This window comes from Syntrophorhabdaceae bacterium (genome assembly GCA_035541755.1).
Classification (GTDB): Bacteria; Desulfobacterota; Syntrophorhabdia; order Syntrophorhabdales; family Syntrophorhabdaceae; genus PNOF01.
On record DATKMQ010000020.1, the window covers coordinates 21691 to 46341 of the forward strand.

24 protein-coding genes and 1 pseudogene are annotated in these 24651 nt (G+C 51.1%); 11 read left to right on the plus strand and 14 right to left on the minus strand.

All coding sequences use genetic code 11. From position 1 onward, the window contains the following. The first annotated feature begins 561 nt into the window (after positions 1 to 561). Positions 562 to 2421, plus strand: a complete 1860-nt coding sequence (locus VMT62_01525) for a tannase/feruloyl esterase family alpha/beta hydrolase (GenBank protein ID HVN95084.1) — start codon at positions 562 to 564, stop codon at positions 2419 to 2421. A gap of 106 nt (positions 2422 to 2527) precedes the next feature. Here the strand turns inward: VMT62_01525 and VMT62_01530 are convergent, their stop codons facing one another. The 9 genes from VMT62_01530 to xseB all read right to left on the minus strand — a co-directional run bounded on the left by VMT62_01530 (position 2528) and on the right by xseB (position 9212). Continuing rightward, complete coding sequence (locus VMT62_01530; GenBank protein HVN95085.1) at positions 2528 to 2989, minus strand: DoxX family protein; 462 nt, start codon at positions 2987 to 2989, stop codon at positions 2528 to 2530. Positions 2990 to 3296: 307 nt separating this feature from the next. Then, positions 3297 to 3536, minus strand: coding sequence for a DNA-directed RNA polymerase subunit omega (gene rpoZ / locus VMT62_01535; protein ID HVN95086.1), 240 nt, complete (start codon positions 3534 to 3536; stop codon positions 3297 to 3299). Continuing rightward, positions 3517 to 4158, minus strand: coding sequence for a guanylate kinase (gmk, locus tag VMT62_01540; GenBank protein HVN95087.1), 642 nt, complete (start codon positions 4156 to 4158; stop codon positions 3517 to 3519). The genes rpoZ and gmk overlap by 20 nt, the downstream gene beginning before the upstream one ends. Next, the gene (locus VMT62_01545) at positions 4148 to 5020 is read right to left on the minus strand and encodes a YicC/YloC family endoribonuclease (GenBank protein ID HVN95088.1); all 873 of its coding nucleotides are present in this window, start codon (positions 5018 to 5020) and stop codon (positions 4148 to 4150) included. The genes gmk and VMT62_01545 overlap by 11 nt, the downstream gene beginning before the upstream one ends. Then, positions 5014 to 5538 carry a DUF4416 family protein gene (locus VMT62_01550; GenBank protein HVN95089.1) on the minus strand — a complete coding sequence of 175 codons (525 nt, stop codon included), beginning with the start codon at positions 5536 to 5538 and terminating at the stop codon, positions 5014 to 5016. The genes VMT62_01545 and VMT62_01550 overlap by 7 nt, the downstream gene beginning before the upstream one ends. Next, positions 5508 to 6257, minus strand: a complete 750-nt coding sequence (locus VMT62_01555) for a TlyA family RNA methyltransferase (GenBank protein HVN95090.1) — start codon at positions 6255 to 6257, stop codon at positions 5508 to 5510. Before VMT62_01555 ends, VMT62_01550 begins: the two co-directional genes overlap by 31 nt. Continuing rightward, positions 6239 to 8092: a 1-deoxy-D-xylulose-5-phosphate synthase gene (gene dxs / locus VMT62_01560; GenBank protein ID HVN95091.1), complete on the minus strand. Its 1854-nt coding sequence runs from the start codon at positions 8090 to 8092 to the stop codon at positions 6239 to 6241. The genes VMT62_01555 and dxs overlap by 19 nt, the downstream gene beginning before the upstream one ends. Next, positions 8092 to 8976, minus strand: a complete 885-nt coding sequence (locus VMT62_01565; protein HVN95092.1) for a farnesyl diphosphate synthase — start codon at positions 8974 to 8976, stop codon at positions 8092 to 8094. The genes dxs and VMT62_01565 overlap by 1 nt, the downstream gene beginning before the upstream one ends. After that, positions 8976 to 9212 (minus strand): exodeoxyribonuclease VII small subunit, encoded by a 237-nt coding sequence (gene xseB / locus VMT62_01570; GenBank protein ID HVN95093.1) that lies wholly within the window; start codon positions 9210 to 9212, stop codon positions 8976 to 8978. Before xseB ends, VMT62_01565 begins: the two co-directional genes overlap by 1 nt. Positions 9213 to 9382: 170 nt before the next feature. Between xseB and VMT62_01575 the strand changes: the two genes are divergently transcribed. The 3 genes from VMT62_01575 (at position 9383) to VMT62_01585 (ending at position 11347) form a co-directional block, all read left to right on the plus strand. Then, entirely contained in the window at positions 9383 to 10270 is an 888-nt protein-coding gene (locus VMT62_01575; protein HVN95094.1) for a PP2C family protein-serine/threonine phosphatase, read from the plus strand. A gap of 316 nt (positions 10271 to 10586) precedes the next feature. Then, positions 10587 to 10853, plus strand: a complete 267-nt coding sequence (locus tag VMT62_01580; protein HVN95095.1) for a hypothetical protein — start codon at positions 10587 to 10589, stop codon at positions 10851 to 10853. Between the two features lie 86 nt (positions 10854 to 10939). Next, complete coding sequence (locus VMT62_01585; GenBank protein HVN95096.1) at positions 10940 to 11347, plus strand: bacteriohemerythrin; 408 nt, start codon at positions 10940 to 10942, stop codon at positions 11345 to 11347. 141 nt (positions 11348 to 11488) lie between these two features. Here VMT62_01585 and VMT62_01590 read toward each other — a convergent pair whose 3' ends face one another. Beyond that, positions 11489 to 12244 carry a DUF169 domain-containing protein gene (locus VMT62_01590; GenBank protein ID HVN95097.1) on the minus strand — a complete coding sequence of 252 codons (756 nt, stop codon included), beginning with the start codon at positions 12242 to 12244 and terminating at the stop codon, positions 11489 to 11491. Positions 12245 to 12473: 229 nt separating this feature from the next. Here VMT62_01590 and VMT62_01595 point away from each other — a divergent pair, with 229 nt between their 5' ends. Further along, a complete protein-coding gene (locus VMT62_01595) occupies positions 12474 to 13199 on the plus strand; it encodes an MBL fold metallo-hydrolase (protein HVN95098.1) in 726 nt (241 codons plus the stop codon). Positions 13200 to 13272: 73 nt separating this feature from the next. On the opposite strand, the gene VMT62_01600 is transcribed toward VMT62_01595, so the two are convergent. From VMT62_01600 to VMT62_01610, 3 genes and pseudogenes are all read right to left on the minus strand, one after another. Beyond that, positions 13273 to 14910 (minus strand): FapA family protein, encoded by a 1638-nt coding sequence (locus tag VMT62_01600; protein HVN95099.1) that lies wholly within the window; start codon positions 14908 to 14910, stop codon positions 13273 to 13275. Between the two features lie 252 nt (positions 14911 to 15162). Beyond that, positions 15163 to 15678 (minus strand): annotated as a pseudogene (locus tag VMT62_01605) (DUF3047 domain-containing protein). 24 nt (positions 15679 to 15702) lie between these two features. Further along, entirely contained in the window at positions 15703 to 16353 is a 651-nt protein-coding gene (locus VMT62_01610) for an IS1 family transposase (protein HVN95100.1), read from the minus strand. 164 nt (positions 16354 to 16517) lie between these two features. Between VMT62_01610 and ilvB the strand changes: the two genes are divergently transcribed. Next, entirely contained in the window at positions 16518 to 18209 is a 1692-nt protein-coding gene (gene ilvB / locus VMT62_01615) for a biosynthetic-type acetolactate synthase large subunit (GenBank protein HVN95101.1), read from the plus strand. A gap of 109 nt (positions 18210 to 18318) precedes the next feature. Here ilvB and VMT62_01620 read toward each other — a convergent pair whose 3' ends face one another. Next, positions 18319 to 19116, minus strand: coding sequence for a methyltransferase domain-containing protein (locus VMT62_01620; protein ID HVN95102.1), 798 nt, complete (start codon positions 19114 to 19116; stop codon positions 18319 to 18321). 60 nt (positions 19117 to 19176) lie between these two features. On the opposite strand from VMT62_01620, the gene VMT62_01625 reads away from it, so the two are divergent. From VMT62_01625 to VMT62_01645, 5 genes are all read left to right on the plus strand, one after another. After that, on the plus strand, positions 19177 to 19773 hold the full coding sequence (locus VMT62_01625) for a DUF4398 domain-containing protein (GenBank protein ID HVN95103.1): 597 nt from the start codon (positions 19177 to 19179) through the stop codon (positions 19771 to 19773). Positions 19774 to 19960: 187 nt separating this feature from the next. Then, positions 19961 to 20944 carry an MBL fold metallo-hydrolase gene (locus VMT62_01630; protein HVN95104.1) on the plus strand — a complete coding sequence of 328 codons (984 nt, stop codon included), beginning with the start codon at positions 19961 to 19963 and terminating at the stop codon, positions 20942 to 20944. Between the two features lie 220 nt (positions 20945 to 21164). Continuing rightward, positions 21165 to 22133 (plus strand): class 1 fructose-bisphosphatase, encoded by a 969-nt coding sequence (locus VMT62_01635; protein ID HVN95105.1) that lies wholly within the window; start codon positions 21165 to 21167, stop codon positions 22131 to 22133. Between the two features lie 248 nt (positions 22134 to 22381). After that, the gene (locus VMT62_01640; GenBank protein ID HVN95106.1) at positions 22382 to 23818 is read left to right on the plus strand and encodes a sigma-54 dependent transcriptional regulator; all 1437 of its coding nucleotides are present in this window, start codon (positions 22382 to 22384) and stop codon (positions 23816 to 23818) included. Positions 23819 to 24183: 365 nt separating this feature from the next. Next, a complete protein-coding gene (locus tag VMT62_01645) occupies positions 24184 to 24600 on the plus strand; it encodes a hypothetical protein (GenBank protein ID HVN95107.1) in 417 nt (138 codons plus the stop codon). Positions 24601 to 24651 lie beyond the last annotated feature (51 nt).

Below are 24651 nucleotides of genomic sequence, written 5' to 3' on the forward strand. Positions count from 1 at the left end.
CAAAAAAGCATATTAGAGAATTGCACTTTGATGTTAGAAATTTTGAGATGCTTTTTGACATAAAAGTCCGATTTTTTAGTAAATTGCATGAAGAGTGATAGAGTAATTGTACACTCCCGAGGTCGGGCAAGAATGCACGCATATGTGATAATTATCTTGGTTGTGGTGGCCGTTTTAGTCGAATGGATTCGGGTTATACAATTAATGACAATTGTCACAGTTTTTTGTTGACAAGGGTCACATTCGCTAATAAACTTACCTTGATCCTATCAAAGCATACACATAGCTCAGTTATAGACTCCCCACGCAGGAGCGGCGCAGTGACATCATCCGAGAGAAACCGACAATATAGCGCCCGACCGCATCATACCAATTGGCCGAACACGTATCAAAGATGTCCGGCCATTTCTTTCAAGACGTTGCGGCTTCAAGACAAATCGGCATTCAATAAGATGTTGTGCATTAGCTAATAACTTACGCGATAAGGAGGTGTGAACGTAAAGATTGTTCGCAGGTGAGCAAAGGCTTCATTTGGAAGTGAAATTTGAAGGAGGCGTATCTATGAAAGCAACGAAATTGGCAATAGGTTTTTTTGCGGTCCTGGGGCTATTACTAACGGTAAGCGCGCTCAAGGCGGCGCCAGTGCCGGTCATCAACTGTGCGGATATCACGGGCAAGGCTTTCACGGACCTCGAGGGCAATGGCGTCACCATCACATCAGCCGCTGTCATCACGGCGTCAGGTGTACAAGTCTGCGAGGTCAAGGGCACTATACTTCCGGCGATCAATTTTGATTTGAGGATTCCGACCACTACCTGGAACGAGCGATTCATGATGACGGGATCGGGAGGCACTGCAGGTTCCATTGGCGTAAGCGCGATGGGCACTTATCTTCAGAAGGGTTTTGCAGGTGTGGCCACGGATACCGGCCACGTCACCACGCCACCCGGGGAATCCTGGGCCATGCCGGAAAACGCGCTCACCAATCAGAAGATTATGGATTATGGCTATCGGGCCAATCATGAGGTGGCGAACATCTCCAAGAAGATCATGGCCTCCTATTACGGATACGGGCCAAAATACTCGTATTTCTCAGGCTGCTCTAACGGTGGCCGTGAAGGTCTCGTAGAGGCTCAGCGATACCCCGAAGACTTTGACGGGATCCTTGCCGGAGACGGCCCCAGCATGTTCCCCGGAAGGATGATGGGGTTCATCTGGAACTATAATGTGTGGGGTTCGAAGGTGCCGACGAGCAAGCTCTGCCTTCAGTCCAGTTATGTCTATGCGAAATGCGATGCGCTGGACGGGCTTAAGGACGGCATTATCGAGAACCCCCTTGCCTGTCAGTTCGACCCCATGACCGAGCTTCCCGCCTGCCCGAACGACGTGGATGCTCCCAATTGTTGGACCACGGATCAGAGGACAGCGATCAAGGCCATCTACGACGGTCCGAGGACATCCGACGGAAAGAAAATAGTCCTGGGCGATTATAACTTCGTGCTCCCCGGCATCCCCCTGGGGTCTGAAGTCTGTACGGACCCGAGCAAATCCTCGACCAGCGGGTGGATGATCTATATCGGGTCGAGCGCCGGTATTTACGGCAATGTGCTTGCCTACATGGTCTTCAGGGACACATCATTCAATGCGGCGAACTTCAATTTTGATACTGATCCGGCAGCCGTCATGGCGAGACCGGAGATCGGATGGATGAACGCTTACAACCCTGATCTCTCGGGCATGAAGGCGCGCGGCCATAAGCTCCTCCAGTACGAGTCATTTGGGGCCTATTCACCGGCCTATTTGTACGAGTACTACAAGACTGTTCTCGGTGTCATGCACGGCCACTACGGGATCGACGATTTCTATAGGGCTTACCTGGTTCCCGGCGCGAGCCACTGCGGCGGAGGGGTCGGCTGCAATCCGACTGACTGGTTTACACCCCTTCAGAACTGGGTGGAGAACGGTGTCGCTCCGGACTCGATACCCGGCTCCCGTAACGCATTAGCTTACGGTCCGGCAATGACACGGCCGGTCTGCCTCTATCCTCAGGTTGCCAGATATACGGGCACGGGGGATACAACGAACGCCGCCAATTTCTATTGTTCAGAGGACTTCAAAGTGCGCGTGGAGCCCGAGGTAATCAATATCCGTAGCAGGGGTGACTTTACGGTTCTCGTCACACTCCCTTATGGCTACAGCACAAGGCACTGGCATCTCAAGGACGTGACCTGCCAGGGCGCAGTGGCAGAAAGAATTATGCCCATCGGACACAGAACGTTTATCGCAAAGTTCGACAAACGTGATATCCAGGGAGCCTCTCCCGGAAAAGCAACTCTCACGGTGAAAGGAACGTTCTACAGCAAAGAGCGTGAAAGCCTGTTCGAGGGAACAGATACGGTTAAGATCGTAAGCGTTAAGTAGACTCTGTGACAAAGGGTCTGTAATCTGATTGTTAAAAGGGGCAGGTCTTGCCGGACCTGCCCCTTTTGATTTTAATAATCTAGCGCTTAAGCGCGTACGTGCATCTTCAACGCGAGGTCTTGTTTCGCTCAGATGAACGTGCAATCCTCTTGGAGATCCCCCAATCCACGGAGAACGGACCAGCTCCGGCGATGAGCAATGCGAAGGCGCCGGCGAGCAGCGAGAAAGAATACTCGATGCCTTTGGGGTAAAAGAAAAACCCCCACTGGACTTTGAGTACGGCAACGATCATGACAATACAGATGGAGAACGCACCGAGCCTCGTTCCCAAACCGATGAGCACGAGCAGACCGCCAAAAAATTCCCCGCATCCCGCTAAAGCTGCCCAGAACGCACTGGGATTGATCCCCATGTTAGCAAAGCCCGCAGCGGTTCCCACGAGACCTTTACCTCCGAATGCACCAAAGAGCTTCTGCGCGCCATGTGCGATGAATGTGGCGCCAACAGAGAGTCTCACAGGCAATAGAAACCATGTTGCGCCAGTGGCATAAATGAATTTCCTGAACATAGAACCCCCTTCTTATAAGGATATTTAAGCTTCTCTCATGAATCGACCGTGCTTTAACTCCCTCTCTCTCTATATATACTCTTAACTGATAATATAATACATTCCTGGACATTACGCTTAAGTCGTCCCCCCTTGCGCCACCCGGAGGCGATGGAGTAGTCCTGCGCGTGAGCATAACGCGCTTCCTGTTTTCTTTCCGCAGGAGAGCGATCCGGTTGTCACGAAGACGGAGTCGCTATGATAAGTGATTGTATAACGCGGACGATCTTTTTAGGTCATACCCGGACGAGGGGGTCTTTCGAGCCGGCTAGGGTGTGAATGTGGAGAGTTGATACGGCAGCTCTTTGTCTTCGAGCACCTCTTTCTTTTCAAAATAGACGAGTTTATCGGCAATTTCCCTGAGTGCGGTGACGATCTCTCTATTCGATGATTTGACAAGCGGGGTCGACCCTTTGACGAGTTGTTTTGATCTCCGCGCCGCCAAATGGACAAGCTCAAATCGATTTTCTACTAATTCCATGCAATCTTCAACAGTTATTCTTGCCATTGCCTTTACTCCTTATTATGCGGATGGTATCCTTAAACGTGTCATATGCCCTCTTGAGGTCATCATTCATGATAGTATACTCGAACGAGGCCTTTTGTGCAATTTCTTCTTTTACCCGTTTCATCCGGAGCTCAATATCTTTTTCGCCGCGGAAGGTGAGACGCCTCACCAGATCCTCGGCTGACGGTGGTTCTATGAATATGAGGCACGCGTTTGAGCACTGCTTTTTTACGTTCAACGCCCCCTTGACGTCGATATCCAGGATGATATCCTTGCCTCCATGGAGCGTATTGAGAATCTCTTGCTTGGGTGTGCCGTACATGTTCCCGTGAACGCTCTCCCACTCAAGGAATCTATCACCGCCCACCATCTCGTCGAATTTTTGCCGGTCAACGAAATGGTACTCCCTGCCGTTGACCTCCTGCCTTCTTTTCTGCCTCGTCGTATACGAAACGGAGAAACCGCTTTGTCCGTCTTGTTTGAGGAATTCTTCAATAAGGGTCGATTTGCCGACTCCCGATGGACCGGACACCACAATAAGCCTGCCCTTGCGAACTTCGCCATCCATTTCCCGGTGAGCTACCACTAATCTGTCGCTATCCGACGACTTATCACTCAACATTCTGGACCTGTTCCCTCATCTTTTCAATCTCGACTTTTATCTGTATGACCCGTTCGTTGATATACAGATCGTTTGATTTGCTCCCAATGGTATTGGTTTCCCGGACCATCTCCTGGATGATGAAATCGAGCTTTCTGCCGATGGACTCATGAGAATCAATGGTGTCTTGAAAATTGCCTATATGGCCCTTCATGCGTACAATCTCTTCCGATATATCAAGCCGATCCATGTACATGGCAATCTCCTGCAGGATCCTCACTTCATCGATACCGGAGGTCCCACGGGTTGCCTCCATGACCTTTTCCTTGAGTTTGTCTTCGTGGGCTTTTATGGCTAAAGGCCAGCGTTGTTCTATTTCGGAGAGGCCGGACAGGATCGAGGCGATCCTGGCGAGGAGGTCGTCTTTGATGAGCCGTCCTTCTTTTTCTCGCTCGCTTGCGAGTCCCGTCATGAGCCCTTCGATACAATCGATCAGGAGATCTTCGGCAATGCCATTGTTCTCTTCGAAGACAAAGACGTCCTTCAAGGCGAAGACGTTGTCAACGGTGAGACTGCCCTTGAGCCCAAAGGTCTTCTTGAGGGCCTTGGCTGCCGTGGTATATTGCCTCACCATGCCCTCGTTTATCCTGGGCATATTGGTCTGATCGCCCGATTTTTCCCATTTAATCACAATATCGACCTTACCCCGTTTGACACGTTTTTTTACGAATTCCCGGAGTTTCTGTTCGTAGTAGTAATCGATCTTGGGCAGTTTGATGTTCAACTCAAGGTAACGGCTGTTAAGCGACCTCACCTCACCGCTCAGTTTTCCTTCGAGATGCTCTTTTTCGATCCGCGCAAAGCCTGTCATGCTTTTTAGCATCTTAGCCCCTTCCTGTAACGGTCCCTCCACCCGTTGAACATGGTGATCGTCTCTGTCGCTCTGTAATCGGGATAAGTCCATTCGAGGGCCTTGTAGGTGCCTTCGTGATACCTGAGGGTGAGATCGGCATATATACCTCTTCCGAGATATACCCTGTGACTGTATCCCTTCGTCGTGGCCAGTATAACATGTTCCAGGGCAATGTATCCAGGGTCAATGTTGACGGACCGTCTGCCCTCAAGCGCAAAAGACTGCTCCACTTCGTTTGATTTCAATTTAATCTCAGGGAGAAGTTCCCTATCAACGAGGGTTTCGAAGAGAACGAAGGCCCTCATGAGGTTTTCGCCCATCTCCTTATCATAGTACCTCGTGTAGCAAAAAAGAGTCACCGGCGTCTTCTCTTCGATAGATCCAAAGGCATCTTCCAATTTGCTTAAGGCGCTCTCAAGGTCCTCACGGCTCTTAAAGAGTATGCCCGCAAAAAGTTTTACCGGCTCAGGTTTTTTTGCAATTCCCATAAAATGAAATATTCCCGATTCTTCTTTTCCTTTTCTCGCGGTGATTCCACCATGGCCACCGGCATGAGGCCGAGTGTCTTACCAAACGCCTTGATGCGTTCGATGGCCTCCGTGGTCTTTTCCATGTCTCTTACGATGCCTCCCCGGCCCACTTCTGCCCTGCCGACTTCAAACTGGGGTTTCACGAGCGAAATTATCCGTCCGCCATCTTTGAGGAACTGTATTGCCGCCGGCAGTATCTTGGTAAGGGATATGAAGGAAACGTCGATGGTAATAAGGTCAGTTTTTTCTCCTATGTCCTCAAAGGTGAGATGTCGGGCGTTGCAGTTCTCTCTCAACAGAACCCGCGGATCATTGCGTAACTTTTCGTGGAGTTGATGTGTCCCCGCATCAATAGCGTATACAAAGGATGCGCCGGCCATGAGAAGGCAGTCCGTAAAACCCCCGGTGGAGGACCCGATATCAATGGCTTTCTTCGCTCTTACATCAAGCCCGAAGGCTTCTATGGCTTTCTTAAGCTTTATCCCCCCATAGCTTACGTAGGGAAGGGGGTTATGCCCTATGGTGAGGGGCGCACTCTCTTCGACCTTCATGTCCGGCTTAGTCACGCGCTCGCTTCCCAGGTAGACTTCACCGGCCATGACGAGAATACGCGCTTTTTCCCGAGAGGGCGCGAGACCTCTTCGGGCAAGGACGATATCTACTCTTTCTTTAGCCACTCTGTGACAGCCTTTTCGATGCCTGCCCTGTCGAGACCAAGTGTATGTCGCAGCGCGTTCTGGCTGCCGTGCATGACAAAACCGTCGGGTATACCCATGGATCTTACCGGTATGAGTACGCCATTCTCCGAGAGAAGCTCCATGATGCCGCTTCCGAACCCGCCGATCAAGGTATTCTCTTCCACGGTCAGTATGCGCTTTGTCTTTGAAGCGGTCTCGAAAAGCATGGCGTGGTCCATGGGCTTCACGAATCTGCCATTGATCACACCCACGGAGACACCTTGTTTCTCAAGCTCTTCTGCAGCGGCAAGCGCAGGGTAGACCACGTTGCCGCAGGCGATGATTGTCACATCCTGTCCATGTCTCAAGTGTTCCCAGGTGCCGAGAGGGATCTCTTTGAAGAAGGGCGCAACCGGTGTCCCGGGTGCTTCGCCTCTGGGATATCGGATGGCTACAGGCCGGTTGTAAAGGTAGGCGGAATAGAGCATCTGTTTCAATTCCCCCGCGTCCTTGGGCGCCATGAGGACCATGTTGGGGATGTGTCGGAAATAAGAAAGGTCAAAGGCGCCGTGGTGTGTGGGGCCGTCCTGGCCCACGAGGCCGCTTCGGTCCACAGCAAAGACCACGGGGAGCTCCTGAAGACAGACATCAATAATGATCTGATCGTACGCCCTCTGAAGAAAGGTCGAATAAATGGCTACGAAGGGCCTCAGTCCTCCGAGGGCGAGAGCAGCGGCGAATGTGACTCCGTGCTGTTCGGCTATGCCTATATCATAGAACCGTTCGGGAAACAGGGTAGAAAATCTGTCGAGACCCGTGCCGAGGCCCATAGCTGCCGTAATGGCCACGATTTTGTCATCTTTGTTCGCCAGCTCCACCATAGTATCGCCGAACACATCGGTATACGTCTTGTGGCCGTTGTGTATCGAATTGCCCGTTGTCAATTCGAAGGTTGAGATGCCGTGAAATTTCTCCGGATCGTCCTCCGCGTGAAGGTAACCCTTTCCTTTTCTCGTTATGACATGAACGAGGAGCGGTCCTTGAAGGCGTTTCACGTTACGGAGCGTTTCGACCAGCGGAACCACGTTATGACCCTCCACGGGGCCCACGTATTGAAATCCCAGTTCTTCGAAGAGCATGCCTGGTGTGAAAAATCCCTTGATGGTCTCTTCCAGATGGCGCGCCGTTTTATAAACCGAAGGCATACTTTTTGTGATCTTCTTGATCTCCTCCCGCATAGTACTCACGAATTCGCCGGTCATGATCCGGTTGAGATACGAGGAGAGTGCGCCGATGTTTTTTGAAATGGACATCTCATTGTCATTGAGGATCACTATAATATCGCTTCGCAAATGTCCCGCGTGGTTGAGCGCCTCGAATGCCATGCCCCCCGTTAGTGACCCGTCGCCAATAACCGCGATGATCTTGTCGTTTGTGCGCAGCTTCTTTTTGGCCTCGGCGAGCCCCACGGCAACGGATATGGAGTTGCTCGCGTGTCCCGTATCGAAGATATCGTAAGGACTTTCATTTCTTGACGGAAATCCGCTTAAGCCCCCGTCCTGACGTATGGTGGCAAACTTCTCGTGCCTGCCCGTCAGGATTTTATGCGTGTAAGACTGGTGTCCCACGTCCCAGATAATCTTGTCGAGAGGTGTATCAAAAACGTAGTGGAGGGCTATGGTGAGTTCGACCACACCGAGGTTTGAAGAGAGGTGGCCGCCGGTTTTTGAAATGACCCCGGTTATTAAGCCTCTGATCTCTTCTGCCAGTTCAGTCAATTCTGAGAGGGAGAATGCCTTCAGATCTTCCGGTGAATTGATTTTTTCAAGAAACATCAAGCAACCCTATTGCCGACGAACTCCGCAATTTCTTTGAGGATCAGGGCTTTTTCTCCCAGAAAGGATACCGATTTCACCGCCTCGTCCACAAGCTGTTCCAATTTATACTTGGAAGCAAGGATGCCATAATGCTTGATGTAGGTCTGTTTGTTGTTATCCTTCTTCAGTCTTTTGCCCACGATCTCTTCGTCGCCCTCTGCATCGAGGATATCGTCCATGACCTGAAATGCAAGGCCAATACACTCTCCGTATCTAGTGAGGTTCTTGAACTCCCGGGCTTTTGCTCCGCCCGCAATGGCGCCTATACGTACGGCGGATCGCATGAGCGCGCCGGTTTTATGGAGGTGGATATAATTGAGAATATTTTTGGATCCCTCCTTGCCGTCGTAGAGAATGTCCATTACCTGTCCGCCCACCATGCCCTCTGCGCCCGAAGCCTGGGCAATCTCGAAGATAATCTGTTTGGTTATCTTTGGGCTTACCCGCTCGGTGTAGCGGGCATCGGAGAGTACCCGAAAGGCCTCGGTAAGAAGTGCATCGCCTGCCATGAGGGCGATGGCATCACCGAATGCTTTATGGCAAGTGGGCTTCCCCCGGCGTATATCATCGTTGTCGATGCTCGGCAGGTCATCATGGATGAGCGAATATGTATGGATCATTTCGAGCGCGCAGAAGGCGGGCAGGAAATCATCAGAGCTCTTGCCCTTGGCTTCGCACGCGGCAATGGCAAGAATGGGGCGGATCTTCTTACCGTTGGAAAAAAGCATATACTCCATGGCGTCTCGCAAGACCCCGGGGGTCGAGACGAAGGTCGTGCAGATATCCTTGAGGGTGTTCTCTACGACAATTTTTTTATCATGGAGATACGTCGAGAGATCCACTATGTGTCTTCCTCGGTGAATGGTTTCTTTTCCATGGAGCCGTCTTCTTTTTTTATGAGGATCTCCACCTTCTTTTCTACCTCGTCCAGGCGTTTTGAAAGTTCCTTGGTGAGTACTAGGCCTTCCTTAAAGAGGGTGAGTGCTTCGTCGAGCGGGATTTTTCCTTCATCGAGCGTCTTTACAATATCTTCGAGTTTCTTGAGCCCGTCTTCGAATCTCATGCAAGCTCTTATTATAGACCTTAATTTCTCCGTTTTTCAAGCATTCATTTTGTTTTGAAAATAGTTTGTTTCAAGCTCTCCATCCACCCCTTTTTATCACCCATTTCTTTGTTCTGTCTTGTGGCTGTGCAGGCCAAAATGTGAACAGACTACCTTATTGAATCATAATGCGTTAGAATAAGGAGATGATACACATCACGTGGGGAACGAGCGAGCAGATAGGGTGGCGAAGCCACATGGAAGACGCACACGCGGTTTATCAGGACGCGCACCGTGACTTCTTCGCGGCCGAGGTCTATGATGGGCACGGAGGGAGGCGGGCCGCCGAGGTCGCTTCCAGCATGCTGACCCCTCATTTTATGCACGCCTGGGCGAGCGAACTCGAAAAACCGCTCGCAAAGCGCATGAGGGTGTGCGAGATCCTTCGAGAGGCGTACCTTGCTGTTGACGCGCATCTTGTGGAGGCAAGCGAAGAAAGCGGCACCACGGCTGCTCATTTTTATGTGCTGGGAGACGAGTTTCTCGCTGCCAATGCAGGGGACACAAGGGTGGTCATAGGCACCACCGATGGCGTTCAGGTGCTCACGAAAGACCACAGGCCCGGGTTTCCGGAAGAGAAGGATCGGATAGAAGGGCTGGGAGGACAGGTCATATCCTACGGAATGCCTCGGGTTCAGGGCGTCCTGTCCGTGAGCCGGGCTCTAGGTGACGCGTTCCTCAAGCCATATGTAAGCGGTGAGCCGAGGATCGTCGAGGGATATCTCGGAAAGGAGAATGATTACGCGGTCGTGGCCTGTGATGGGCTGTGGGATGTCATGAGTCCCGAGGAAGTCATAACCGTGGTGAGGTACACGACTGATCCGGTGAGGGCAGCTCAGGATCTCTCTCAAAGGGCGCTTGATCAGGGAAGCACGGATAATATTACCGTCATTGTGCTTGATCTTAGGCGCCATGCCAAGGGGCTTAAAAGGGCATACATGGAAATCGCCGGGATCACGGACTATGGGCTGAACGGGAAACGAGGAGAGATTCAAGGAGAGGACGGCGTCACGGAAACCATGCGTGAAGTGTAATGTCCTTTTTCCCACCTTGGGAAGGGGAGGGGACGGGTATATCCAGTGGAACGATAAGTGCCCGGTCTTAATCGAACAGATCGACGAACGGCAGAAGAGAATTCAGTAGCATAAACAGGACGAGTTTTGCTTTCGGCGTTACCCAACCACCACAATACTGGCCCACATTAGACAATATTAGTTAGTAATATCGAATATATTGGAGTGAACACCATCATAAATAGTACATTATTATATAATGATATTATTATTCAAACGCGATTATTTCTTTTTTCTTTAAAATAGAGTAATATAATGCGACGGAGGTGGTCCTATCATGCCGAAACAAAAAGACGAAACCGTACGAACTACATATTCCGTAAGGTTAAACCCTGATATGCTGAGGTTATTGAGGCACATTGCCGTCGACGAAGAGACTTCGGTTGGAAAACTGTTGGAGGAAGGGATCAGGTCGATCATCAAAAAGAGAAAAGCAGCCGGCTATGCTATAGATGACAGGGCCATAAAATCGAAGAACGAGAGTATTGACATAGACAGCAGGTACGAAATTCCCCGATTCTTGCGAAAGCGATCCGACGAATAAAACAAACGACGGGATCGCGTCGTCTCACTGAATTCCGGATAAAGTAAATCCCTGGGAATCCGATAATACCATGAAGGAGGTGTGTCATGGCACTATTGGAGTGGAACGAAAAGTTACGTGTAGACATCCGGGAAATTGACGAGCAGCACAAAAGATTAGTCGATCTCATCAACAGGTTGCATGACGCTATGAAGACAGGACAGGGGAAAGCCGTTCTGGGCGGAACCCTGACGGAGCTTTTTGACTATACGGATTACCATTTCGGTACCGAAGAAAAGTACTTCCGTCAATACCAGTATCCTTCACTTGTTGTTCATAAGTCGGCCCATGACCTGTTTCGTTCTCGCGTGGCCGAGCTCAAAGCCAAGGCCGTGGAGATCGACTCTATGGTAACCATAGAGACCATGAACTTCTTGAAAGACTGGTTGTACGACCATATCCTCGGATCGGATCAAAAATACGCACCCTTTCTTAAAACAAAGGGTCTGGCTTAAACAAATACGGAGAGAGCCCTCCTGTGCGCCCGAAATGAGTGGTGCTACGAATTTAAGACCGGAGCACCGCTTATGCGGGACTTTATACTATCCCGCATATCCTGAAGGGGCTTGGGGTGGGAAACCAGGACAGAAGGCAACTCATGCCTTTCTCGCTATGCGTTTCCCTACCTTTTTCCAGCTTTCCGTGATAAGAAAACTTTCATCCATATTGTCGATCATACGCAGAAATTTGCTCATGGGTGTTGCGAAGGTGATTACGTCGGCAGGAACACAGGGACGCGCCGACACATCGAACATGCCGAGAATACTCCGGGGACGGGCTGACTTTCTCTCCAGATAGGGATAGAGCACGATGGTTGCGCATCCGGCTCCGAAGGGTGACAACACCCCGTTCTGCTCGTTCTCGTCATAGTTTGAAAGCGTGAACACACCGGATATCACGTCGGGTGTTCCAAAGATGATCACGACTTCCGGATCGTCCGTCTCTTCTATGTTATCCCACCGTTTGAATGCGATATAGCGATGGGGCGCTCTGAACTGGGGCATCGCTTTCATGACCTCATTCACTAGCTCCGGTGTCTTCTTGTAGCGTTCGCCTTCCACTTCTCCAGGTATGCCATAAGAGAGAAAATAGTCGAAATTGGGTCTTAGGCCGTCAAAGAATCCAAGGTATTTCTTTCCACCGAAACAGCCCACCGACTCGTTGTCAAAGAGAAGCGACTTGCCCTTCCTTACCCGCGCTATGTCCGCGACGATGCATCGGTGATCTTTGGGTGGCCTGACCCTCGGTGCTGCATCTTCGTTGTCCGTGTAGAAGAAAACAATGGGGAGCTCGGCGCCCTCGAAGTATTTACGCCAGAGTCCGATAAACCTTTCTTTAATCGCCGTTTCCATTGATACCTCCTTAGGCTTTCGATGAGCACTACGTACAAGATAACTCATTCTCAAAGTTTTTGAAATCTCATTACACGAAGATGCTTGAAAGTGGGCTTAAATCGCCATGCCAAAGCGAGTAAGCAATAATCACTTGACCTCACAGGTGCAACAACATACAATTAGGTTCCGGATTGTTTACTATCACAATGCTGACGCTCCCGGTGGCTCACATAAAAAGGAGTTCTTCATGGCGAAGATTTATAACGGTGTCTATTTTATTCCCGGCCAGGATGAGATGATCCCGGACGCCCATGTTTACGTGATTGGCGATCCGGCCTCACAGGACCTGACCATGGTTGACGCCGGGTTGACGGGGAAGGGCGGATATAAGGTAGAATCTCTCAAGAAGCTGGGAATCGATCCCGCCTTAATCAAAAGAATCATCATGACCCATACGCATCTCGATCATATCGGGTGTCTCGCTGAAATAAGATCCGCAACACCGGACGCGGAACTCTGGGTCCACAGGCTTGAAGCCGAACCCATGGAAGCCGGTGATGACAGAGCGATATACGGCATGGACGCATTCAAAGGCATGTGTCAGATGCAGTATGGAATAGGACCGGGTGCATTCACAATCAAAGTCGATCGGAAACTTGAAGGGGGAGAAACCCTGGAGATTGGAGGGATGATCTGGGACGTAGTTCATATACCGGGTCATTCAATGGGCGGCATTGCCCTTTACAATCCGGTTGATAAGATTCTCATTCCGGGTGACGTGGTCTATGCCGATTATGCGATAGGCCGGTTCGACCTCTACGGTGCCGATCCCGCTCAACTAAAACAGTCGCTTGCGAAGCTTGCCGCGCTCGATGTGGATGTACTGCTGCCGGGGCATAACCAGATTGTTAAGGGCCTGCCGGGCGATTATATCAGAAAGACCGCCAGAATGTGGGACCAATACTTATCCTGAACCTGTAAGAGCCTTGGTTAGCCGTAAGGCAAGGGAGCGCGGCCACATCATATTGCCGCCGTGTCACGCGCTGCTATACGAAGCTCTCGTATACGTTTACTTTGATCTTTTCTTCTTCCTCATAGAAGACAGCCGAGTTATATTCCTCACAGCAATCAAAGACGTACCTTCCGATTCGTATGCGAACATTGGGATGACAGGTCTTCCGGATCTTGATCATCGGTTTTGCCGATTTTACAAGCGTGGTTTCGAGCATGTTGATCTCACCCTCCAACTCCTCCGTGTTATGCCTTAACTCTTCCTCAGTGGCGACAAGCCTCATGTAGTGTATCTCTTTTTCTCTGTCGAGCGGTCCCGTTCTTTTTAATTCCTCGAGCGCCGCTATGTGTTTGCTTATTTCCTCGTACGTGTATTTGACTTTCGATAATACATTCCTCAGATTCTTCAGTTTTGCCACGGTTTTTGGTTCATACCCCACGGTGATCTGGGTTCTATTTGACGCGCCGGAGCCGAGAATGTTCGATGTGATGAGATTTCTTGCGCTCAAGCTTCCCCCGAACACCCTCCCTTTCCCTAAGATAGCATCGATCGCATCACCCGCTGAAATGTTCGAATTGAGCGCGTCGCCCACTATCACATTTCTTCCTGCTTCCACGTAACAATTTTCCACGAAGTACATGTGAATATCGCGGCCCGCCTTGATGGACCCTTTGTTGGCGCCGAGCACGCCCCCCTTGATCGAGATATCCCTGCCGGCCTCCAGAGAGCAGTCTTCAACGATGCCGTCTACTTCAATATTGTCTGTTGCCTTGACGGAGAATCCAGAGATGACGCTGCCCAATACCTTCACACTTCCTTTGAAATTGATATTTCCAACGGAGTAGTCCACGTTTTCCCTGACAACAAAAACGGGTTCCACGAAAACTGCATTGCCTTTGAGTATAGGTTGGCCATCCATTGCAGCGACCGCGGACAAGCCGTCACCTGCGAGCGAGGCGCCTCTTCCGGCCGTGAGCTTTTTGTCATCTCCCGGTTTTGCCTGGATTGTTTTGCCGGTAATCGTACATCCCGGCTCACCTTTTGTGGCCGGAGTCTTCCTAGCGAGCACCTCACCGGTGCTTACCGTGTAAATCATCTGCAATTCTTTGTAATCTACCTTGTCGTGTTCGAGCGCCTTGGGAGATATCTTGAAGTCAAGAGGAAAGGTGTAATCGATCCGCGCGTCCAAGCCATGTACAGGTTCCTTGCCCTTGGCGAAGAGCACGGGTGTGTTGTAGACCTTGTCCGAGAATACGCTTCGAACTGTGCCGTAATTGATGCCGAATACGATGCCGGCATCCTGTATGTGCTTCTGTGCGTCTTCCAGGGTTAAGTCCTCGCCCCCATAAGCGGGCTTGAGCGTAAGGTAAGCCGCCCGCTCATATTCTTCCATCTTTATTTCCATGACGCCGTTTGTGGCGTATGCGGCTGTGAAGGATTTATCGAGAATCCCGGCATCGAGCGCCCGTTGTATCGCCGCCTCGTCTACCCAGTAGGGATTAGCGCGGCGTCTGAGGGCATCTATGACCTCATCGCAGGTTGGGTAGGAATCGGCTTTTTTGATCGTGACATATGCCTTCTTTTCATCCTCCCTTAATTCGACGTCAACAGCCGGATGAATAGAGGCGTTCGTTGCCACAGGTTCTTTTGTGTGTTCTGCGCTATTTTCCACGGCTAACTTCCGGCCCCAATCGACTGATATCTGTGAAGCTTAAGCCATGCCCATGGTGCGGGTATTCCGGGCGACAGAGCACTCGCGCTTCCCGCGCTGGGAAGATGATGTGACCCTGTTGAAAGAATGACGTCTTTTGTTCTTAAGTCCAAATGTACTCTCTCTGTACGATATTATCGGATGAAAAGAGGGGATACTTAAGGAATTTAAGGGGTTATAACGTCTTGTGATGGCAGTCCGCGATATCCGAGACTATTTGCGGACCGTTATGGATCGAGTGCTCGCCACGCGCTCTTCGCGGGTATGGAAGGCCTCTATCTCTGCATAATCGCCCACAGCGTGCGAATGCGTATTGTCCGCGTCGGTCAGAATCGCGATGCCTTTGGACACGGGGTTCTTCTCTGTCTCCCCGAAGAAATGCCGATAGTCTTCGAGCACATTGCGTTCTTCCGTAACCCAGGCGTCTGACGACTCGCGACCGCTTGCGACAACCACTATTTTCGCCCCGCTTGCATGGGGGGAATCGAATGACGATCCTGCCGGTATCGTATCGCTCCAGACATATTTAATTGCCCGAACCGGCCAATAACTGAAGACCACGTATATGCCGAGAACGCTGTCGTTGCCCTTTTTTTCGCGCTCGTTCGTGCCGTCGGGAAAGGTAACGGCTCGCCACTTCCATCGAAGCATGGGATACTCATTGAGCGCGAAAGGTTTCTCGTACATAATCTGCACGCCCTGGTTCGTTGAATCGGCATGCAAGAACTTAGTCCCTTCGGTAGTGTCCTAATTTCAATTGATTAACTCCGAAACGTTCCAGATGTGATCCGTTATGCCAGCCTTCATTGCGGGCGTCATTCTTAATGCACCATGAACCCGCACAAAGTTATAATGTGCGAAGTGCAAAGCAACCGCCGCCTTCAGGTTTTCGAGCTTCTTGCTGAAGGCGTTGGTAAGGCGAGTAAACCGCCTCATCTGCATACGCATGGTAAGATTCTGACGTTCAACATGTGACGTACAGATGTCGCAAACATTGGGGTTGCCCATAATTGCCTTGCGCTCTGCATCTACAACATGTGGAGGACTATATCTTCCTGGGCCGACTGGCTCTGCCTCATAGTATTTGACCACTTGGCCGTAATCGACTTCCATACCAAAGGCCCGCTCTGTCGCTTCAACGTATGCCTTGAGAGCGTCAGAGGATATTTGAACCCTGTTCGCAAGACGGCCCGACAAATCCTTCATAAAGCGAATGGCAGTTGGTAGATCACGCTTGCCAATGAGGTATGAGGGGATCAGCTTAGTGTCGGGGTCAAGAGCAACGAACGTCCATTGATCGCCCACCCTTTGAGGATCATCAAACGTTGTTATGTGCCGTTGCTTCTTTTGAACGTAAGACCGCACATGATAAAGCATAAACCTATCGCAGATTCCATCGCACATATCAGTAATATCCTTATGTCCATTCTCGTAGTACTTGTCCTTGTTAGCGTCCCATACAGGTTTGCGCCGATGGGTCCAGGGTAAATCCTAGCAATTAAGGAACGCGAAGCCCCTGCCGGTGCAAACCGGTGGGGGCTTTTTTTATTCCACGGAAGGAGACGATCATGAAACGTACCGGAGCTGAAATTATCATCGAAGCCTTGGAGAGACAGGGGGTTCAGATTATCGCCGGCATACCGGGTGGGGCCAATCTTCCCATCTACAACGCCCTGTATGAGAGTCCGATCCGGCACATACTGGCGCGTCACGAACAAGGGGCCGGTTTTATAGCCCAGGGTATGGCTCGCTCTACGGGCAAGGCTGCCGTCTGTGTGGCCACGTCAGGGCCGGGCGTAACGAACCTCATTACCGCAATTGCCGATGCCAAGCTCGATTCTATTCCGCTTATCGCAGTGACGGGCCAGGTGTCACGCCAGTTGATCGGTACCGACGCCTTTCAGGAGGTTGACGCCTTCGGCCTCACCATGAACCTCACGAAACAGAATTACCTCGTGCGGGATGCGGGAGAGCTACCATACATTCTGGAAGAAGCCTTCCATATTGCACAGACTGGACGTCCCGGACCCGTCCTCATCGATGTTCCGAGGGACGTACAATTGGCCTCAATCGATATGGACGCGTGGCCTGAGATTGTGCGGGTAAGCGGAGGGCTGGAGATGGATATCGATGCGTTGATGAAGATCGCACGAATGATCAATGAAGCCAAGCGACCACTCATCTACGCCGGCGGCGGAATCATTCATGCGCGGGGCGCCGACTCCCTAAGGAGCCTCGCGCGCAAAAATTCCATCCCCGTGGCGCTCACGCTCATGGGACTCGGCGCGTTCTCTCCCGAGGAGCCCCTTTATCTCGGGATGCTGGGGATGCATGGCGCGCCATGTACAAATTATATCCTCGACGAGATTGATCTGCTTCTCGCTTTTGGCGTGCGGTTTGACGACAGGGCCATCGGCAAAATAAATGAATTCTGCCCCCAGGCATCGATCGTGCATATTGATATCGATCATGCGGAGATTGACAAGATTAAGAAGGCGAACATCTCCCTTGCGGAGGATATCGGGGAGGCGCTTAAACTTCTTGAGCCGCTTACTTACGCGAACGGAAGACAGGAATGGATAAGGCGTGTAGAGCGAATCAAGAATGAACATCCCCTGCCGGCCCCTGAGACAGATGACCCCTATCATCCTTTGAACGTCATAAGGTGCATCAGTAGATTTGCTGACAGCGATGCCATCGTAACGACGGATGTGGGACAGCATCAGATGTGGGTGGCGCAGGCGTATCCTTTCAGAGAGCCGCGCACCCTTCTCACTTCCGGAGGTCTCGGCACCATGGGATTTGGCCTGCCCGCTGCCATCGGCGCGGCGCTCGCCCATCCGGGCAGGCAAATCATCTGTGTGAGCGGGGATGGATCTATCCAGATGAATATTCAGGAGATGGCAACGCTTGCGGAACTTGACTTGAATATCGCCGTTATCGTCATGAACAATCAGCGTCTTGGCCTGGTGAGACAGCAGCAGGAACTCTTCTTCCACGGGAACTACATCGCGTCGAGTTTCCCCTCAAGGCTCGATTTCGCGGCCATTGCGCGCCAGTTCGGTATAAAGGGTGTTAACCTTGGCGAGGGAGGGGATCCTGTTTTGGCCATGGAAGAAATCCTGAAACAGAAAACGCCGCGCGTAATCGACGTACCCATCCGAAGCGGTGAAAACGTCTTTCCCATGGTTCCGCCCGGATCGGCGAACAGGGAGATGATTATACAGAACGCGGCTAATCTTCATGTACCGGTCAGATGACCCGGTAAGAATTGCGATAGTTGGGAAAAGCTCCATGACTGAAACGTGGAATCCGCGGGGCAGGTGTCTCGCGTGTCCATGCTCGCGTAGGATGCCCTGTTCATATCGGTCATCCCCCTTTTAACGCCTCCACTTCGAGTCTCACCATGTGGACGTGAATGAGGCCCAGCTCATCCTGAGGGAATCTTTCTGCGTATGTGTCTACCAGCTCTCCGATGAATCCGTCCTGAAGGTCGGCGGGAAGTCTCTGTATGTAAGGAAGCCAGGTCGTCCTCACCCAGGATGCGAGCCCTTCCCGCCCTTTCTGCGTCATGTCTTTGTCTATGAGCTCTATACGCAAGGGGCGAAGAGCGGCAGCCACGAGCCACGGCTCGTATTCATCGGGCCCGTAGAAGCCGTAGGGAAAAGTGAAGCCACGGTAAAAACGATCCCATCTGTGGCTTTGTATCATTGCTTGCGCGATATCCACGATAGCCTGTGCGTTCCCCTTGCCACCCATTTGCAGGAAGATTCTTCCATCCTTTTTCAAACTTCTTTCAATGCCTTTGAGCAGCCCCTGATGGTTCCGAACCCAGTGGAGTGCGGCATTGGAAAAGACCAGATCGAAATCGTTCTTGAAAGCGAGATGGAGCGCATCAAGCACCTGGAAATCCACGTGGGGATAGTGGTCCTTCGGATATGTATGGCGGGCGTGCTCTATCATCTCTTCGGAATTGTCTATGCCGAGGACGAAACCATGAGGCAATCTCTTTGCTATTTCAAGGCTCACTTTGCCGTCTCCGCAGCCAACGTCGAGTACCCGCTCGCTTCCTCTGAGGCGGAGTTTTTCCATAAGTTCCATGGCCCACGCAAATTGAGCGCAGGAACTGGCGCTGTAATCCTCGGCGTTCCATCTATACTTTTTCATTTTGAGTTTGTGCGCCGGCATGTGGTACAATACAAAAAAAGCATAAGGAGGTCAAGAATTATGAACAGACGGAGCTTATACTTTGTTTTCGCGGCGGTGATCATGCTGTCATTCGCCCTTTTTGCGGGATGCTCAAAACCGCCGACAGAGGAGATGACGAAAGCAGATAAGGCAGTGGAAGATGCACGACAGAAGGAAGCCCCCGCCTATGTGCCTGATCTTTTCGCAAAAGCGGAAGATTCACTCAAGAAGGCTAAGGACTACGTGGCGGCGAAAAAATACAAAGAGGCAAAGCAGGCAGCAATTGAGACCCAAACTTTAGCTCAGCAGGCAGTAGCAGGGATCGAGGAGGCCAAAACGAAAATGAAGGCTGAGGCCGATCAGACCCTGCAGGATGTGCAAAAGGGCATCGACGACCTGAAGGCCATGGTTCCGCAATTTGCCAAGAAGAAGACCCTTGCAGCAGCCCGGGATGAACTGCAGGGCGCGGTAACGAAATGGGAAGGGGATCTCACGAGCATCAAAGAGAAACTCGAGGCTAAGACAAAAGAAGCGATCGATGACTTGAAGGCAATGAAAGAACAGATTGACAAAAAGAAAGAGGAGGCGACGGGGCTTTTGAGCGCGCCGCCTGCGCCGCCGGCAAAAAAGAAATAACCGCATTAACGGTCACGAACGTGAACAAAAAGGGGACGGGTGCATAAGGTATCCGTCCCCTTTTGTTATTCTGTTCTCAAAGGCAGAGTGGGTGGGCGATCAAATAATGACAGGCAGTAAGAATATGCTTGCAATTTCAGGCCAACAAGTTACAATACATGTGTCTTAAGAACGAAATGAGGGTTTGATGCGCGTTTATTTCTGGGGAACACGGGGTTCACTGCCGGCGTCCATAACGGCGGAGACCATCAGTGCGAAGATTAAAAAAGCGATCAGCGAAATCAAGAACAATACCTTTGCAAACGATGAAGAGATTGAGCGGTTCGTGGACCGTGAGCTACCATTTTCCATCCGGGGAAGCTATGGAAACAACACGCCCTGTGTGGAGATCATGGGCGGGCAAGAATATATTATCTGCGATGCCGGCACCGGTTTGAGGGATCTGGGAAATCATCATATGCGGATAGCGGATCAGGGAAAAGAGCACAAAGAGGCCGTGTTCAATATATTTATCTCGCATCTCCATTGGGACCACATCCAGGGATTTCCCTTCTTTACTCCTGCATATATCCCCGGAAACCGAATAAACATATATGGCTTCCATGAACATATGGAAGAGGCCATGGTGCTACAACAGAACAGTCCCTATTTCCCTGTTCCATTAAAGCGTATGAGCGCTGATATACGGTTTATCAGGTTGACGGAAGGTGAAGAATACGAGATCGGTGGATTTAAGGTGAAGGGGATCAAACAGAACCATCCCGGCGATTCGTACGGATACAGGTTTGAGAAAGACGGAAAGGTCATCGTCTATTCCTCCGACGCCGAACATAAGACGAGCTGGGATCAAACCGCTCGCAACGATAACTACCCATTCCTGGAATTTTTCAAACAGGCTGACCTCCTCATTTTTGACGCCCAGTACGAATGGGGCGAAGCGGTACAGTCCAAAGATGACTGGGGGCATTCAAGTTACATCGCTGCCGTTGAACTCTCGGCCAAAGCCAACGTGAGGCACCTCTGTCTGTTCCATAACGAACCCACGTACGATGACGATCGCCTTGACGTTCTTCTTCAGGATACGCGCGAGTACCTCAAAATATATAATGACCGTCAGCCTCATCCCCTCAAGATAGATTTGTCATACGACGGCATGGAACTCGAGGTCTAAGGTAGCGGCTGAGCTTGCCGTCTCTCTTCCCTCAACAATCAAAATCTCGCAACAGTTAAGGCGTATCTGGTATGAACAGCAACCGTCAAGACTACAGACGCCTGTGGTTTCGCCGGCTGTTTGACTTAAGGTAGATAACCTATTATCATAATCGGGACTATGAGAAGCAAAAATCAGTCTTTTCCAATCGGGGTGCGTGATGCAGTTTGAACAGACTTTTATGAATTTCTTGCTTGACCATCAGGAGCGACATAATCGGACCCATCATTTTCTTATCCTCATGGATGCCCTGATGAGCGCGGCCAAGCATATCCAGTACTATTACCTTACAGGAGCACTGAAGGGACATCTCGGATTTACCGACACGATCAACGTTCAGGGCGAGGACGTGATGCAGATGGATGAGATCGCCCACGAGATAGCGATCCACTACCTGAGGACGACGGGCAGGGTGATCCATGCGGTGAGTGAGGAGTCGACTGAGATCGTGCCGATCAACGAGGCGCGAGGCCGCTACTTCGTGTACTTCGATCCACTGGATGGCTCCTCGAATGTCTCCCACGGCCTACCCGTGGGATTTCTATTCGGCATCGCCAAACGAAACCTCGAAGGCCCCGAAGATTATCATCTGAGGGCAGGAAAGAACTATATCGCGGCGGGTATGTTCGTGATTCCCACGGGCACCTTCACCATCGCCTTGAAGAACGCCGGTACGTGGAGATTTCACATGGATGAAACAATGAACTACGTAAAGCCGTCACGCGTGATTCTGCCCGAGGATGGGGGCGGCTGGGCATTGTCGTTCAACTCTGCCAACCGATATACGTACGCGGACAGGGTTCAGGATTGGATCTCGCACAATGAAAAGAAATACGCCTTCAGATACCTGGGCGCCCTGGCAGGCGACTTCCACCGCATTCTGAGCACGGGTGGCATGTTCATGTATCCTGCAATCGTCAATCATCCTGATCCGCAAAAGAACAGGCCTGACGGAAAGCTGAGGCTCATGTATGAGGCCAATGTTGTGGCTTTCATGTGCAAGGAAGCAGGCGGGCATGCGGTGAACGAAAAGGGCACCCCTATCCTCGACATTGAGCCCCGGCACCATCACCAGAGAACCGCCTTGTATGTGGGTTCGAAGCGTCTCGTTGAGGACGTGGCCAAAGTACTTGCGGATTTAGACGAGTGAGCTCCAAGGCCTGTCCTCGCAGGAACGTATCGGCATAGCTGCGACAAGCGTGGTCATGGCCTTTATCAAAGACAGCCCGCTTTTTTACCTTACACATTCATACCGGGGAAGATTGACAAAACAGATGGCCGTGTGTAATATTGTTCAATAGTTAAAACACTATTCTTGTTTGCATGAGAGCGGCCTTTCTTGAGGTCCCGATTGTGTCTATGGTTTGAACGGCCGTACCGTGAGAAGAGGATTGTAGAATGGCGAGTGTCCTTGTTGTAGATGATGACGAGATATTCTCCGAGATGTTGTCGGATATGATAAGCCATTCTGGCCACACATCGACCAAGGCGACCACTATTCGAGACGCACTTAAGCTTGCCCTGTCCGAGCCTTTTGACGTGGTCTTCCTTGACATACACCTGCCGGATGGAAACGGTCTCGATGTCCTGCCAAAAATCAGGGAGGCGCCGTCTTCCCCGGAAATTATTATCGTTACGGGATACGGCGATTCTAATGGGGCTGAACTGGCTATAAAAAACGGGGCCTGGGACTATATCGAAAAACCCACATCGGTCAAGGAAATGACCCTTACCCTGGTTCGGTCAATCCAATATCGGGAAGAAAAGAGGCAGAAAACGCCGGCTGTAGCACTAAGGCAGGAAGGCATCGTGGGGAGCAGTCCTCAGATAAAGGCATGTCTCAACCTTGTAGCACAGGCTGCGCAAAGCGACGCGGGTGTACTTATTACCGGTGAAACCGGTACGGGTAAAGAACTTTTCGCCCTGGCTATTCATAACAATAGCAGGAGGGCCGAAAAGAACTTCGTTGTGGTAGACTGCGCGTCGTTGCCGGAAACGCTCGTGGAGAGCATCCTCTTCGGGCATGAGAAGGGCGCTTTTACGGGTGCGGAGAAGGCGAGAGAGGGTCTGGTAAAACAAGCGAACGGGGGCACGCTCTTTCTGGACGAAATAGGTGAGCTGCCACCGTCTCTTCAAAAGAGTTTCTTGAGAGTCCTCCAGGGTCATCGTTTTCGCCCCCTGGGTGCCGAAAAGGAGATAGAAAGCGATTTCAGACTTATATCGGCTACAAACAGAAATATAACCTCCATGATTAAGGAAGGGCGGTTCCGGGAAGACCTCCTGTTCCGTGTGCGAACCTTAAGCGTTGATCTGCCCCCTTTACGAGGCCGTCCGGGGGATATCAAGGAGTTGCTGATCCATTATATGACGAAACTCTGTGAACGGTACGGGATCGGAACAAAAGGTTTTGCGCCCGAATTTCTCGATGCGCTTCTTAACTACGATTGGCCCGGAAACGTCCGGGAGCTTATCGGGACACTCGAAAAGGCCTTATCAGAGGCGTTCAATGAACCGACCCTATACCCCAAACACCTTCCCATTGATCTGCGTGTCAGACTGAAGAAGACCGAACTGGTGCGGGACACAGCCCCGAACGGCGGTGAGCGACCGGCCCCGCATAGCGCCGAGTCGGCACGCCCGCCGGCGTCGGAGCCGCTCCCTACCATAAAAGCCTTTCGAGAGGAGGCAATTTCTCAAGCGGAAAGAAGATATCTTGAAGACCTTCTCAAGGCTGCCGGAGGAAATATTAAGGAAGCCTGCCGCGTCGCGGGTATGTCGAGGCCCCGTCTATATGCCCTTCTCAAGAAATTCAACATGACAAAGCATGTCCGCTAAGGATTTTATCGGCTCCCTTATGGTTTAGACGCCCGCTTAGCACCGCTACCGGAGCGCCTTACACGTAAGATGCGCCCCGCCCGTCTTGCCGCCACGATTTTGAAACTGCAAGCTGGCGTGCCGGTTTTGTCCATGGCCATCTTCGTCCCGTGCAATCTTACAACTCGATATAAATGTCTTAGCAGGTGAGATTTTGTCCTGTTGTGCAAGACAAAAGCGGGAAAATCGATTTCGCTAAAATTGCCAGAAATGATCGGTAACATGCTAATACTAAAATCAAATTGGTATTTGTGCGACTTGTGGCACGCATTTTGATTGATGAACTTGCGAGAGGAAAAGATCATGAAGAACCTCGCTGGGGCAAGATGAAAGTAAAAAGATTTATCGTCTATGCAAAAGACAGGTATGCATCGGGAAAGGTCTTGAAGGATATGGTTGCGAAGTTCGGACCCAAAGGAAAAGTGGATGCCTATGATTCCGTATCGGGTCTCACTGAGAGACTTCGCACGCCCCAGCGTGAGCCCACGTTAGCGGTTCTTCATGTGAGCGATCAGGACGATTTCAAAAGCATACTCACCATTCAGTCTCTCTTTGGCGATATTCCCATCATACTCATTCTTCCCGATAGAGAACCCGATACCATCACCAAGGGCCATAGCATGCATCCCCGGTACTTAGGTTTCAAAGACAATGGATTCACCGACGTTCAGGCCGTATTGGCAAGGATGATGAAGACGAGAACGGTGAGGGGCCAGGCGAGGCTCAAGCCCGGCTGGATATGAATACCTTAAGTCCTCGCCAGTGACGGGCGCGGGAGAGCACTCTGGGGCTAC